The 13,825-nt window shown below is 30.8% G+C and carries 14 protein-coding genes; 7 read left to right on the top strand and 7 right to left on the bottom strand.

Annotated features, from left to right (window positions below; translation table 11 throughout):
• The first annotated feature begins 345 nt into the window (after positions 1-345).
• Positions 346-1,068 carry a hypothetical protein gene (locus CLV96_RS01430; RefSeq protein WP_004788809.1) on the top strand — a complete coding sequence of 241 codons (723 nt, stop codon included), beginning with the start codon at positions 346-348 and terminating at the stop codon, positions 1,066-1,068.
• Between the two features lie 535 nt (positions 1,069-1,603).
• On the opposite strand, the gene CLV96_RS01435 is transcribed toward CLV96_RS01430, so the two are convergent.
• From CLV96_RS01435 to CLV96_RS01455, 5 genes are all read right to left on the bottom strand, one after another.
• Positions 1,604-2,281, bottom strand: coding sequence for an SOS response-associated peptidase family protein (locus CLV96_RS01435; RefSeq protein WP_004789165.1), 678 nt, complete (start codon positions 2,279-2,281; stop codon positions 1,604-1,606).
• 16 nt (positions 2,282-2,297) lie between these two features.
• Positions 2,298-4,556 carry a DNA polymerase domain-containing protein gene (locus CLV96_RS01440; RefSeq protein WP_004788829.1) on the bottom strand — a complete coding sequence of 753 codons (2,259 nt, stop codon included), beginning with the start codon at positions 4,554-4,556 and terminating at the stop codon, positions 2,298-2,300.
• On the bottom strand, positions 4,540-4,836 hold the full coding sequence (locus CLV96_RS01445; RefSeq protein ID WP_004788892.1) for a DUF8156 family protein: 297 nt from the start codon (positions 4,834-4,836) through the stop codon (positions 4,540-4,542). The genes CLV96_RS01440 and CLV96_RS01445 overlap by 17 nt, the downstream gene beginning before the upstream one ends.
• Positions 4,787-5,374, bottom strand: a complete 588-nt coding sequence (locus CLV96_RS01450; RefSeq protein WP_004788675.1) for a hypothetical protein — start codon at positions 5,372-5,374, stop codon at positions 4,787-4,789. The genes CLV96_RS01445 and CLV96_RS01450 overlap by 50 nt, the downstream gene beginning before the upstream one ends.
• Before the next feature lie 533 nt (positions 5,375-5,907).
• Positions 5,908-6,156: a helix-turn-helix domain-containing protein gene (locus CLV96_RS01455; protein ID WP_243836381.1), complete on the bottom strand. Its 249-nt coding sequence runs from the start codon at positions 6,154-6,156 to the stop codon at positions 5,908-5,910.
• 296 nt (positions 6,157-6,452) lie between these two features.
• Here CLV96_RS01455 and CLV96_RS01460 point away from each other — a divergent pair, with 296 nt between their 5' ends.
• Genes CLV96_RS01460 through CLV96_RS01470 form a run of 3 tightly spaced genes read left to right on the top strand, consistent with a single transcriptional unit; the run spans position 6,453 to position 8,596 of the window.
• Positions 6,453-7,154 carry a hypothetical protein gene (locus CLV96_RS01460; protein ID WP_004788363.1) on the top strand — a complete coding sequence of 234 codons (702 nt, stop codon included), beginning with the start codon at positions 6,453-6,455 and terminating at the stop codon, positions 7,152-7,154.
• Between the two features lie 25 nt (positions 7,155-7,179).
• Positions 7,180-8,214, top strand: a complete 1,035-nt coding sequence (locus CLV96_RS01465; protein WP_004788592.1) for a hypothetical protein — start codon at positions 7,180-7,182, stop codon at positions 8,212-8,214.
• A 43-nt stretch (positions 8,215-8,257) separates the two neighbouring features.
• A complete protein-coding gene (locus CLV96_RS01470; RefSeq protein ID WP_040917691.1) occupies positions 8,258-8,596 on the top strand; it encodes an LIC_13246 family protein in 339 nt (112 codons plus the stop codon).
• Positions 8,597-8,763: 167 nt separating this feature from the next.
• On the opposite strand, the gene CLV96_RS01475 is transcribed toward CLV96_RS01470, so the two are convergent.
• Positions 8,764-10,842, bottom strand: a complete 2,079-nt coding sequence (locus tag CLV96_RS01475; RefSeq protein ID WP_004788826.1) for a bifunctional DNA primase/polymerase — start codon at positions 10,840-10,842, stop codon at positions 8,764-8,766.
• A 260-nt stretch (positions 10,843-11,102) separates the two neighbouring features.
• Here CLV96_RS01475 and CLV96_RS01480 point away from each other — a divergent pair, with 260 nt between their 5' ends.
• From CLV96_RS01480 to CLV96_RS01490, 3 genes are all read left to right on the top strand, one after another.
• Positions 11,103-11,318 (top strand): helix-turn-helix domain-containing protein, encoded by a 216-nt coding sequence (locus CLV96_RS01480; protein WP_208325381.1) that lies wholly within the window; start codon positions 11,103-11,105, stop codon positions 11,316-11,318.
• A gap of 53 nt (positions 11,319-11,371) precedes the next feature.
• Entirely contained in the window at positions 11,372-12,037 is a 666-nt protein-coding gene (locus CLV96_RS01485; RefSeq protein WP_004789251.1) for a tyrosine-type recombinase/integrase, read from the top strand.
• A 142-nt stretch (positions 12,038-12,179) separates the two neighbouring features.
• Complete coding sequence (locus tag CLV96_RS01490; protein ID WP_004789046.1) at positions 12,180-12,806, top strand: metallophosphoesterase; 627 nt, start codon at positions 12,180-12,182, stop codon at positions 12,804-12,806.
• 403 nt (positions 12,807-13,209) lie between these two features.
• Here CLV96_RS01490 and CLV96_RS01495 read toward each other — a convergent pair whose 3' ends face one another.
• On the bottom strand, positions 13,210-13,779 hold the full coding sequence (locus CLV96_RS01495; RefSeq protein ID WP_004788775.1) for a hypothetical protein: 570 nt from the start codon (positions 13,777-13,779) through the stop codon (positions 13,210-13,212).
• Between the last annotated feature and the right edge of the window lie 46 nt (positions 13,780-13,825).

Genomic DNA, 13,825 nt, shown 5'->3' on the forward strand with positions numbered 1-13,825 from the left:
GTATTTAGTTTTTCAATTCTTTGAATTTCTAACTATTTTCACCGTGATTCTCTTTTCCGCCTTTCGATAACGTGTAATCTGTCTCCTTATGTCTCTCTGTTAGTTGTTGACAGTATTGAAGATTTGATGTATAGTCACCCAAAAATTCATAAGCCTAAATGGAAGTACATATAAATTGTAGGGTTATATGATTCGCAAAGAAAGTTCGTAAATCCTAGGCCGAGCAATTGTAACCTCAATTTTAATTATATTACAATAATAAACTAGACAAATCTAACGCTTAGTTAGGTTGGAGGTGGCGAGGAATAAACACCCTCTTTTTTAAAATACTATAGAGGTTTTAATATGCCAAAGCAAAAAGAGGATTTGGGAACAGAAGATTCGAGCCAAGAAGAAGCGAAGATAAGTTTTTTTCGAGTGTTTACGAGTAGATTGGAACATCCTTATTTGGGAACATACTTTATTTCTTTTGTTATTTTTAATTTCAATTCAATTTTGAAATTGATTGTTGGTTTGAATGATAAGTATACTGATTATGAATTAACAATAGATACGTTTACAAAAAATTTTGATATCTATAATAATTTCAAGGAAAATTCACATACAGTATTCATTCCGTTAATTCCTACTATTCTTTTTCCGTCATTATTGAATTATTTAGGTGAGACAATTCTTGCCTTTTCATCTACTTGGTTCGGAAGTTTAATGGATAATATAAAACAAAGAAATGACAGGAAAGAGTATAAAGCTCGTATTAAATCTTTGAACCTTCATATTTTCGGTAAAAATGTGGAAATACAAAATTTAACAGCAGAGTTGGATGCTCTTGGAGAACGACTGTTAGAAGCTTACGAAGAAAGACTTGGATTTAAAGGACTTCGAATAATAAAATCTTCAATAAAATTTAAAAGAAACGATTTGGTTTCTCAAACATTTGAATCTGATGCATTGACTACATATAATAGAAATAATCATTTTGTAGGTGTTAATATTGATGTCTTGGGGTCGAATATGTTTGTTGTAAGGAAACCTTCGCAGGAAATTCTTCATGACATCATTAGTGAATGATTTGATAAGTATAAACAAAAAAATGAAATAAAAGATGATTCAACATATCATATTTATTTTAAACCTGAATCTGGGTATTTATTTGAATTGAAAGAAAAAGAGGAAGATAGTGATTATTATGTAGGTTATTTTGATTCTGTATTAGGTTTTGTTTTTCTACCTTTCCTGATTGATCCAGGGAATTTAATTTAATATAATTTATCGGGAATGATTCTAGGTTATAATTTCTTCTTGTGGTTAATTGAGAAGGAACGAACGGTGAAACAATGTCTTTCTCCATCATCGGTCAATCAATAGAGTTGAAATTACTTTTGGGAATTAATTAAGCAATCGAATCTCTATTTACTTCCGTAGGTGAACAGCATCCGATAATGATAATATATTTCATTGTGATGATCAATTATCTAAATTATCTATATTTAATAGGGATTTAAGAATGTTTTACGGCATGAGATTGAAATACTTACTTTATATTTTTTTTGCAAAGGACTGAGTTTTTCTTCCTTGGGAATTTATTAACACAATAAACATGATTTTAGAGTATTTCGTTAAAAAGGGAAGGTTGGTCTTTATCTTTGTTCTTCTTTGACTTTGACCAGATTAATTTATAGTCCATTTCTGATACATCAAATTGGTTAAGTAGGCTAGATGGATTTTCAGTATCGTTATTGAGCCATTTTGTGTAATTTGACATTGGCACGACCACAGGTTGTCGATGATGAACTGTTTTTATTTTGTCATTCGCTTCGGTAGTAATAATAACAAAGCAGTCCCGATTATTTCCATCAGCATCGACATAAAGTAAATTGAGACCTGCGAAAGCAAATAGTAGATTCGATGAACTAAAAATTTCATATTTTTCCGTTGTATATTTGTCTATTTCCTTCCATTCGAAATATGAAGTGGCTGGTACCAGGAGACGATTCCTCTTTAAAGCCTTTGACCAAAGGGGAGAAGAATCTAACTTTTCTATGGTTGCTACATTTACCTGATCTTTTAATGGTTTCCCATTAATAACGAGTTTTTTAGCACCCCAAGGTTTACTTTCTAGAACGTTTTGTGTGTTTGGTCTAACAATAACTTCTTCTATTTTTGATGGGAAAACTTCTTTTTCTATTCTCTCTTCCTTATTCCTTAAGACTTCTTCATATGATAACTCGAACTGTTCGATGACTTGAGAAGAGGATGCATTTAATGCATAACGACCGCACATAGTCAGACTCTACCTTCTAGAATGCAAAAATCAATTGGTTTTGTCGTAGACTTTGGAAAAAAAGTTCGTCAAACAGGTGCTCTGCCACTTCCTCGAAAGCCTTAATTAAAAACTCTCGATAGAACGGTTTAAAAACATTGGGTTTAATTTTCGATTTTAGTATGGCTTCTTCAGAGGCATATTCCTTTGCACCAAACTTATTTCGAACTACTAAATACTTAATCTTTTCGCCTGGATTAATATCAATATTCAATTCTATTAGTTGCCTTATACTCTGCGTGGATTGGCTATTTACTTTATATTCATCTAAACCTTTTGTAATGGTTCGTTTTAAGAGTAATGATTGCCAGGAAACTTGGTCTTCCGTGATTAATTTTTCAAACTTGTAAAAAAGTTGAATATAATCTTTTTTTTTACTTTTTAGTCCCTCGATAGTATCAGATTCCTGAAATAATTTAATTAATTCATTCTGGAATACTTTGATAAATTCAGGTGTATCTTTTCGCCTGATGAATATACCTCTGACTTTTAATTTTCCAGATTTAAATTTACCAAAGTATCTATTGACCACACCTATTTGAGGGTCTTGCTTGGACGAAGGGAATACCAACCATGCATATTCACCCTCAATTTTTAGATCTATCTTTGTTGATTCTCCAATTGTTCGACAGAGAGTTTGTATCCTATCGTGTTCAATAATACTTCCATCATCAGTCGCAACAAATAGGGAATCGGTCATCATATGCAAAACAAGTAAATTACTATCTTCGATGATATCTTTAGCAGTTAACAAAACTTCTCTACCTATCGCTGTTACAGACTCGTGGCTCTCTAGTCTTCCAAATTTTGCATTTCGATACCCTAAGTAGCCAAAAGAAGTGACAAGCATCCATTTTAATGCATTTTGCCTAGCTTCATAGATATCCGATTCTTCCGATTCTAATTTCTGTTTATAAAATTTTCGACGGTCTAAGATATTTTCCAACGCTTCTGATACCACCCCCCTTCGCTTACCACAAATATAGTAATCCGTACCAGGTATGAACCACTTTTCTGTTTCATTTATGCAACATAGACAGTTCACCGTCTCTGGGCTGAGGTTATAGGTCGACATGATAGATGGATACATTTGGGCAAAGTCAAGTTGAATGATATTCTCTAGAATCACGCCTAACGACATATCTGGTATACTGACGAGACCGCCTTTATCTACTCTGATTAAATCATATAGAGTCCTTTTATTTTCTATTGATGATTTTTGCCAGGGCACTAAGTAATCATGCTGAAATGCAATTGCCGTTTCAATATTGGTTAAGGCAGTGCCCGTGCTAGACCTTGCCATTTTTTGTATAGGAATTCGACTCAATCGTGCGAGTTCAATGATACCGTATAGAAATGATTCTTTGAAAATGAATGAATTGTTGCTATCGATATGAAGCCGACCAAATAGCGGATAACTGGACGCTCTATAGATGACCTGACCATAGGTTTCGAATGATGTACCTTTATTGGTGATCTTCCTTATGGTTGGATTTTTATCCCTATCGAATAACAAAGGGAATTTTAGCTTTTGAGCCAAGCTAAATAAAAATGGAAATATCGCCTGATCTCCAAATGAACTCAAAATTATATCTGGATCATAAAGCTGTAAAATTTCATTGATTCTTTTTAATAAAACCAATGCATTTTCATAAAATAGCTCTTCATAAAACGTTTCACCAATTCGGAAAACTAAAGGGTTTTCTTGTGAATATGCTATACGATGGTTTTCCTTGAAGGCAATTTCTAAGTAAGTTAGCTTCGGGTATTGATAGTCATAATCTTTTAAATTTGAGATCGTTTGGATATTTAGAATCTTCTCACCTTCATATTCAACCTTTACGATCCCGAATGGGTATATGTTTTTTTCAGCTAGGTAAGATGTGGTAATATCGATGTCAGAATGGAAGATTTCTAATTTTTCATAAAATGCATAAAGCTTTTGATAAATCTTTTTGAGGACTGTTGGTTTCGTAATTTGTATTTTACTTACCGAAATCCATTCTCCTGTGTAAAACGCTTTTTTCGTTATCGTTTCGGGTTCTCGATGCAATGCATTTAAGTCACGTAATCGACGGACGAACCTTTCTTCATAGCTTGGGTTGCCTTTAATATAAATCGTTGGATAAAAAGAATCAATGAAACATTTAATTGAATCGCCGTTTTTTATCCAAAGGACGATTTGATCTTCAACGTTATAAATATCAAATAAGTAACCTTCAAATTTTGCTTTCATTACTATTATTCAACCGCTCAATCTGTGCTTGAAGGTTTTTTAACACCTTTTTCATATCTTCCAAATCGGTTTTCATTTCTACATAGGCGGACAGCAAAACTGTTTCGATGGAATACGGATTCGAAGCCATGACACCAGCAACTAATTGACGTTTACCGATACGCATGATTTCATCAAATGCTTCTTTATGTTTTTTTGCTAAACCTCTCTTGAAATCTTTGAATCTATCGTCAGAAAGAGATTGAATTTGTCGTGAGTAGGGATTGATTGTTCTGCCCATTATTTTTTCCTCTTTTACTTGGTAATGTTTCAGGGAGTTGAATAATTTTTCCGCATTTCTTTAAATTATGTAGGTATTGAAAATAGGTTACATCATCCTTGGGTGTTGACTCAGAGAAGATAAACGGAATTTTCAATTGAACGAAGCGTTCCAATTTCTGTGTAAGAATATTCAATAAATGAATTCGCTCATCTTTTTTTACATCTCCATCGAAGAATTGCTTTGATGGTGCCAAAAAAATATTAATAGCAGGCTCACATTCGTTTACTCGGTAATCAGTTGCAATTGAGTTAAAAAGGTCTAGGAGCTGATAGGGGGTAAAGGCCCGCTGAAGAGTGACATTATGTAGTGCGAAAAAGTCCAAACCCTTCGTTGCTTCGGCTAGTTGCATTGCCCGTAAGCGAATAGCACAGTCGATAATATGTACTTTTTGATGGTTTGCCAATAGACGTTCAATAATCGTATGAGCTACCGAATTGGCAGACCGACCCATTACAACCGTGTTCATAAAATTGGCAGGAATTAGTTCGGGAACCATAATGTTAAATTTTCAGGCTTTCTAAAAAAAGCAAACATTTATATGCTTAACAAATAGATAGTAAATTAAAAAATGCAGGAAAAAAGCTGAAATTTGTCGCTATTTGGTATCCTCGATTAGCCATAATATTGGTTTCTTTATGTCACAATCTAAGGATTTGACAATTCAGCAGAATACCGTATTATTGCAGATCAAAATCAGATAAGAATGGATGAATGAATTTACTAATTCATGCATCGATATTCAATGATTTGTGATTTTAAGGATGTTTCATAAATCAATAGGTTAGTAATTGAAAGAAACTCATATTAAAAAAAAAGGCAACGAAAGTCATTTATTCTTAATAAAAGAAGAAGGCCACCTACAATCTTTTTGCGGTCTCCATTCAATGCCTGATTATCAATTTAAAAATCTAAAAAATATATTCTATTCGAAAGAAGAATTAAGACATTACTTAACTAACACTACAACTTTAATATGTGATATTTGTAGAAACAAATTCAAAATGATTACCTAATCTAAAATTACGATGTTTAATTGTCCTCTCCGAAGCTTTTTAAAGAAGGTAAATCCAACAAGGTTTTAGGGGGGACATTTAAATTTTGGGCTATTATTATCAAACTCTTAAATGAAGGAAAGGTCTCTCCCTTTTCAATTCTTTGATAATTTCTAACACTTAAGTCAACACCAGCGGTCTTTTCCTGGCTTAAATTCAATTCCTGTCGAACTTTTAACAAATTTGTAGAAAATTCAGCTAATACTAACTTCCAATCTAGGCTCACAGCTATATTTTAGAATGAAACTGAATAATTCGCCACGATCCTATGGTCACGGCGAAAACGTCGCTTTTTGTTGACAAATTTCATCATAATCAGTATAACATCCAAACGAAGATTAAATTTAACGGAAGTGAGGTTATACTATGTCCGAAAATGAAAAACAAAACGGGCCTAAAAAATCAGTTTCTTATGAATCGAGAAGTTTTTTCGATCATCTGTTGATCATTTGTTGTACTTGGGGCTTGGGTTATATTTGCTATGGCTGTAGAAAAAAGACCGTTACTAGTAACAAATATTAATTGAAACAATTAATAGATATCATTAGGCCATTTGTGGCGATTAGTATTTCAATTCCCATTAATTTAGTGATATTTCTGGGAATCGTATATTTTTCTCTCACAAAACAAAGGAAAAATAAATACAAACTAGCTCAGTATTCAGCTAGGTTAATTCTCTTTATAGGCGGTCAAAAGGTTACATCAACAAAAGAAGAAAAAGCAGATAATAATTCTAATGCTTACTATCTCGGAAATTTCATAGGTATTGAATCACTGCCAGCGTTAATATTCGCTATCGATGAACCAACATGCCTTATTTTACGCTGGTTCAATTTTTTTATCCCAATTTTCGGATGGGCTTTCTTTCTCTTAGACTTTATCCCTTTTTCTAGAAAATTTTCTAGATTTCAAAATCAGATTAAAAAAAGAATTCTCGATGATGATTATTCGGTAGTGAATTTTCCTGGAGGATTTCATTTTCTAAAAAGAGATGATAAATCTAAAGTTTTTAAATCTGTTACATTGAATCCATTCAATCGGGATATCAAAATTATACCATTCGCTATAACCGAGCATTCTTTGAAACAATCAGTTTGGTATAGAAGCGAAATTAAAATAAAGTTTTTTTCAGAAATACAATTCAATTCAGAAAAATCTAAGAAAGAGCAGATTCAAAACATAGAATCAACGATACGAATGTACTTAGATACTCAAAGCATTTAAAAAAGTTTAATATAGGGAGATAAGAATGAAGAAAAGTATTTATAAAAAATTGGGATTCGTAATGATATTAATTCAATTTTTAATCTTAAATTGTAGTTCAACTAATTCAAAGTCAGAGTTGGAAAAAAACAATAGAGCTTTGAGTGAAAAAATTCTGTTGATAAATGAAAAATCAAAAGTTTTCGACGATTTTATGATAAATAACGAAAAAAATGATTCAATATTATTAGTCAACCCGATTGAAAAATTTACTGCATCGATCGTAGGAAATATAACAAAAGAATGTGATGGTTGTGGCGAAAAAGCGGAATTAAAACCTTTTGAAGATGGGGTATTTAAAACTATTCACAATTTCGATCATTTTTATAAGTCTGAAGATTCGAATTCATTTTATCCTAGTTTTAAAAATCTTTTTAAAAATGATATTTCATTAAAATCGTTTTCATCATTTGAAAAAATATTGGAACGGAGAAAAAGCCAATATAAAGAAATTGATCCATTTAAAAGAGCAGAAGTAAAAATTGAAGACGATGATTTTTTATATAAGAAAAAGAAATATGCTTTTATTGAATTGAAATTCGAAATAAATAATTATTCACTAGAAGCGAAAAAATATAATATTGATGGGTTTTTTAACAATAAAGTAGAATTATATATTACGCCAGAGGTTGCTAAAGAGGCGAAAGAAAGTGGTCATGCAATTTTGCTTTTTCAAGTTGAAATAGGCTCCCCAAAAGAATTTAAATACATAGCACGTAATTGTACAAACTATAATCAATCAGTTCAAGAATGTTTGAAATTTAGTGACGAGAGTAAAGAAATTACATTATTTAACACAACAGTTAGTCGAAGTTTTTTGGTTTTATTGGATAAACGTTTTTCTTATGAAAAAATTTCAGGCAGCAAAATGGAAATAGGGACAGTTGATGTTGCGGTAATTAATAAGGTGATTTCATTAAAAATAAAAAAATATTCAGATTATCTTAATTTGAACGGTAATATTTATCTGAAAGAACTATTTGCTGATTTAGATTTTTTTAAGAATAGAATTTATTATTAAATATAAAGTAAGCTTCGGATCATTGAAAGTTCAGGCTATAAATATGGAAGATTTTAAGGTAAGGATTTTTAATATCGAAGAGAAAAATCGATTTCAAAGTATTTTGAAAATTCTGAATAATTACTATAAACAAAATTCCAAGAATGATGTCCATAGTGAGAAGCGGGAAAGGATAGCTCATTTTAAACCTGACAAATTTACCCTAATGGTGAAATACTTAGGTGATTTTTCTTATGAAATAAATTGTGAATCTGAAGAAATTAATTATTCTTGGATTCATATTGATAGTATATCCGATGAAAGGATTAGAATAAAAGAGCTAGGTATTCAAGATCATCCAATATTCGAAATAGATTGTCTCGGCGATATATTTATGCAATAGGGGAATAATCAGATCGATATAATATTTTCAAATTCAAAAAATATATTTCTTAAGTAATTTTAATTATTAAACTTCTCATTTTTATTTTAAATATTAATTAAGTAGTTTAGGTGATCCAAAAAATAAGAAATTTATACCAATCCGTATTTTTTAGATAAAAGAGAATCTTAAGAAGCTTTTTTTAGCTTCATTAGGTAATTATCAGATTTTTTTAAATTAATTATTCTATTTATCATTGGATTTCTTTTTATTTTTTTCTTAGATGCTAAATTTTTGTAATATTTATCTTGGTCAGCAATTTCATTGTAAATATTATTAAATATCTTTTCTGTTAATTCCCAATTATCATGTTCTTGTTTTATTATATTAAAATTTTTGAGGCAGTTTAATTGTTTATAAATTACTCGTCGAAAATCTTTGATTTCAGAAAAATGAAGGTAAATCTCTGATGTGGTTATCTTGAAGTTGGTGCGGATTAATTCTATTATTTGAAATCCTCGTTCACCGATTTTTGGTAGGAATGCAAGATTTTGATAGGCATCCTGAGGCACGAATCTTGGGTAATCAAGTAGGGGTATGTTGCTAACATTTGATATATCCTTTAGTAGTATAAAAGTTGGATAACTTTTTTTCCCTTCAGAATCCATTTCCCAAACAATTTTTTCAAAAAAACATGATGATTCGAGTTCTATGAGGTATTTCTTTATTGTACTTTTTGAAATTCGACCATTGGAGATTAATGACACGAATTTTAGTGGTGTGCGAATTTCAAAACTATTAGTAATTGAAGCTATTTGATAAAATGTATCTATCGCTAATCTTAATTTTTCGGAATTACTTTTTGAAAGAGCATAGAAATTTATTTGCCGTAATTTACATATACACTGTAATATTTTAATCCATATCTTATCTGGATTATTGAGATATTCTGGATGTCTTTTTAGTGTTTGGGCTATTTCTAATGCTTGTTCCAAAAATCCAGATTCAGTTTTTGCTTTAGATTTTTCTGGAAATAATTTTAATACTAAATAGCAAATGAAGGCAGGGTCAAAGTGCCGTAGAACCAAATGAGTTATAAATGCCATTTCGTTCTCCGATCTCTGGCCCTTTCTTGCTTTCTGTACATTCTCTATTAATTTATTGGGGAATAATGGCAAAATTTCTTTATCAGTATATGATTTTGAAATGTTTTGTTTATTAAGAATGTTGTATATGTATTCTGTTTTTATAGAAGAGCATAGGGTTTCTTTAATTTTTTGTTCTTTCAAAATCTGGAAACTATTTTCAATTTTTATTAGAGTTTTTCTAATTTCTTCTTCGGCTCCAATGTTACTGGCTTTCGTTTCATTTAATAGATCATTCATTTTTTTGTATTGTGATTGAGTGCTTTCCAGGTCGAAGTCTTCAACATCCCCTGATAGTGATGCCTTTTCTAAAGAAATTGTTTCAAATAAAATTTTCTTTGTTTTTAAATCCAAAAATGATAAGAAGTGATTTCCGTAGATGGGTTTATTCTTTCCGTTTGGTCGCTTTATTTTTTTTCCATTGAGTGAGGCTTGAGGTTTGAAAATATATGTGAGTAATGGTTCAAACGTGTCATCAATACTTATTATATCATTATCTTTCTTAGTTTTATATGATCGGTTTTTGCATTCTCCTTTTTTAAGCATATTTTTCAATTCGATATTTGGAGCATTGACTACACCCGATGAGATATAATCGATTTTAATCTTGTTAAAATCTTTTCCAAAAATCCTGAAGCATTCTTTTGATTTTTCACTGTCAAGAAATTCAGACATTCTAATTGATCCAATAATTCGGGTCGTAATAGCTTTCGATTTTCTTCTGAGATAGAAATGGTATCCACCCGATGGTGTACTTACACTGAAAGTTTTTTGTAATACTTCATTCCAGAAAATATTCCATTTTAAGTTAAACTCAGAGTTGTTAGAGCATAAGTAATTAATTTTTTTGATTGTTTCCTTTAGATCATCAAAATCTATTACAATAAGATCTGAGTAATTCGGGTTAATATATATACTCCAATTAAAATCTTCGATTTTAGAGTATTTGTAGTTCTTTAATAGTATTTTTTTAATTAATTCAGTATTCTTTTTATTTGAGTTATTTACTAAATCAATATGGTCATCATATGACACACACTGGTAGAATTCTTTTCCTTTAAAATCCTTCGCAACAGGTACTAGTATTACTTCATTTTCATTTATTTTATTCGTTTTTAACATTGCTATATTTCCTATGAGAAATGCTGTTTTAGGTGTATTTATTTTCTAATATATATTAAAGTAAATATATACACCTCAGCAGGCATGCAGACTTACTCTAAAAGCATTTAATCTCTCTATATATAAAACAAATATCTTTGATGTTTTTCTTATTTTTAAATTAGCTTCCGAAATATTATTGAAATCGGAAGTTAAAAATTTTAATCTTTCTCTGTAATTCTAATTTAAATGAAAAAACTAAGGCTAATATGTCTCTCGTTTTGATAAGAAAAAAACTGATTCAAGTGATTAATGAGGAAGTTAAGAAAAGGAAACTATCCATTAGAAGAATGGCGGAAATGTCAGATTTATCATATTCCCAAATTCAAAAAATTTTGGCAGATGATAATCCGAATGTTTCTTTAGATTCTCTTTTAACGCTATGTGATGCCTTAAAACTTTCCTATGAATTGGATTTAAAAAATAATAGGAATTGATATAAAGTTTGGTGATTATTATTATAATCACCTGATCTCCAGGAGGTGGTAACTTGGGATATGCTCAAATTCTTGAATTTCCTTCCAATCGGATTAAAAAAACCTCTTTAAAACCTCACAGAATCGATTCTGAGGCTTTTTTAGGACAAATGGTAGGTAAAGGGTTAACTGATGTTTCAATGCGTGAATTAGCCTATAAGTTTGAAAATCCAAAGTCTGAAAGGGAATTTAGAAATAAGGTTATTTTTCTTTTAGCTTCAACTACGGGTCTACGAGCGAAAGAGCTTGTTTCTCTTCGGTATTCTGGTCTAATTCAATCTCCTGAAGGAGATTTACTAATAAAGTATGTAATGAAGGGAGGTAAAACTGGATTTTCTGTCCTTAGTCAAAATATTCTTGAAGAAGTAAGAAAATATCATGCATTTATCGGTGAAAAAACTGATTTATTTATTCTTTCAATGCCTTTGAAGAATGGAAAAGCTCGATCTCAACTTAGTACTAGGGGCCTCCAATTAATTATTAACGACTGGGGTGTAAATACAGCTTCTGGTAAGAAAATACATCCACATGCATTAAGGCATACTGTTGCTCAGAAGACCTTTGATATATTTGGATCGATAGCTACCCAAAAAATACTTGGGCATAGTTCAGCCAATACGACTTCTAATTATTACACTAGGCCATACTTTAATGCTGGTTCAGTTTTAAGTTGGACTTAGAAATTAGTTCACATTTTTTCAATACACAGTTTAGTTTTTTCAAATTACCTTTGGTTTTCCTTTCTACTATTTAAATCCTTATTAATTTAGTAGTATTATAAATATTTAATTGACAATGCCTTACTAAGGATATAGTAGCGGCATGTATGAAGACAAAAGAATTAGTTTTCAAAATCTCAAAGCCTGGATAGCGATTGGCGATACCCATTCTAATCTCAATGAATTAAGCAAGCTCTTAGTTAAAATTCAGAGAATAGGGCTGGGTAGTTATAAATTGATATTTTTAGGAGATTATTTTCATACGAATCCTGATTTTGGAATCTTTCTCAAGTTTCTAAAAAATATAGAATTCAATTTTGAATTGGTAATCGGTAATCATGATTTGGAGTTCTTTCGTTCTTATTCGATAATAAAAAATGATTCGATAAAAAAGGCGATTTTCTTTCGTTACTTCAGTCTTGATATAGATCTTTTTAATTGGTTTTCTACTAAATTAGTAAGTTCAATTGATACTGATTCTGCCTTCTTCAGTCATTCGGGAATTAGTGATTCTAAAAATATAGAAGATCAGAGCTTATATGATTTGACGATGTCTGCCTTTAGAGAAGATCTAAATCATATGACCAACAAATTAATCGTTCAAGGACATATACAGATGACTGAGGTTACTAGCTTTGGAAATCATTGGTTTATTGATACTGGATGGGGGTATGGTGGGAGATTATCTTCACTTATATATCCATCTCTGGAAATAATAAGTTCGAACTAAGACGGTATTTATGTATAAATTAAGATATAAATCTAAGCATATTGATGCGCTTGTGAGGTATATTGAGCCTAAGTCATCAAGAAATCCTAAAGAAGTTTTTCCAAAACTCGATGCGTCCATATACTTCAAAGTAACTTATCCTTACCTAAGTGATCAGTTACTTATAAATTACAAAGATATCCTTCATGTCGAAATCAACCCATTGCAAAATCAAGTTTATTTTGCATCCTCTATGCATGTATTGTTGCCTACACAATACGGAGGTGCGTATTTTTCAAAATTTATCCATTCGACTGACATTGACACAATAAACAAAAATATGAGAAATTATTTTATTCTGCTTACCAGGCTCACTGAATTCATAGATGAAGCCTTCGATGAATTATATTCTAGTTCAATAAATTTAGAATAGTTTTTCTTCCAAATATATTAAGTATTCTTCTCTCAGAGTATATGTTATTTTAACATTAATTATTTTTTCAAAAAAATCCGTTTCGAGTTTCCAGATTTCAGCTTGAAATTCTTTCATATTTGACTTTATTAATTTAATTCTCCTTTGATAATCATTAGGAGTGTATTTTTTCGATTTGATTTTTGCGTTTTCCGTATTGAGCTGATTTTCGCATTCATATATTAATTCTTTGATACTAGTAATTTCTCTCCGTAGTTTAGGAAATTCGTCAGAAATAATCTTTGATTTGTTTTCAAGTAAGTATAGGTCTTTGTAAAGTTCGATTAGTAGCGATTTGGCATATTCTATACCCTCATTGTCCAAATAAGAAAAATCTGGATTCGAAAAATATGGTTTATGGAGGCCTGCTGTGAAGTTTTTAAATGGAAATAAGATTCGAACTGCAAGGTCTCTTTTAGTTCGGATGTAAATTTTACCGATTATTCGATTTCCTTTAAAGAAAACTTCTACTTTATTAGACGTCGGGTCGGAGTTTAAATTGGGTTTTCGAATAGTATTCATTAACGCCTCCTTTTTAGCAGTTTTTTTAACGACGTCTGCAAGTAGG

Source organism: Leptospira meyeri, from assembly GCF_004368965.1.
Taxonomy (GTDB): Bacteria; Spirochaetota; Leptospiria; order Leptospirales; family Leptospiraceae; genus Leptospira_A; species Leptospira_A meyeri.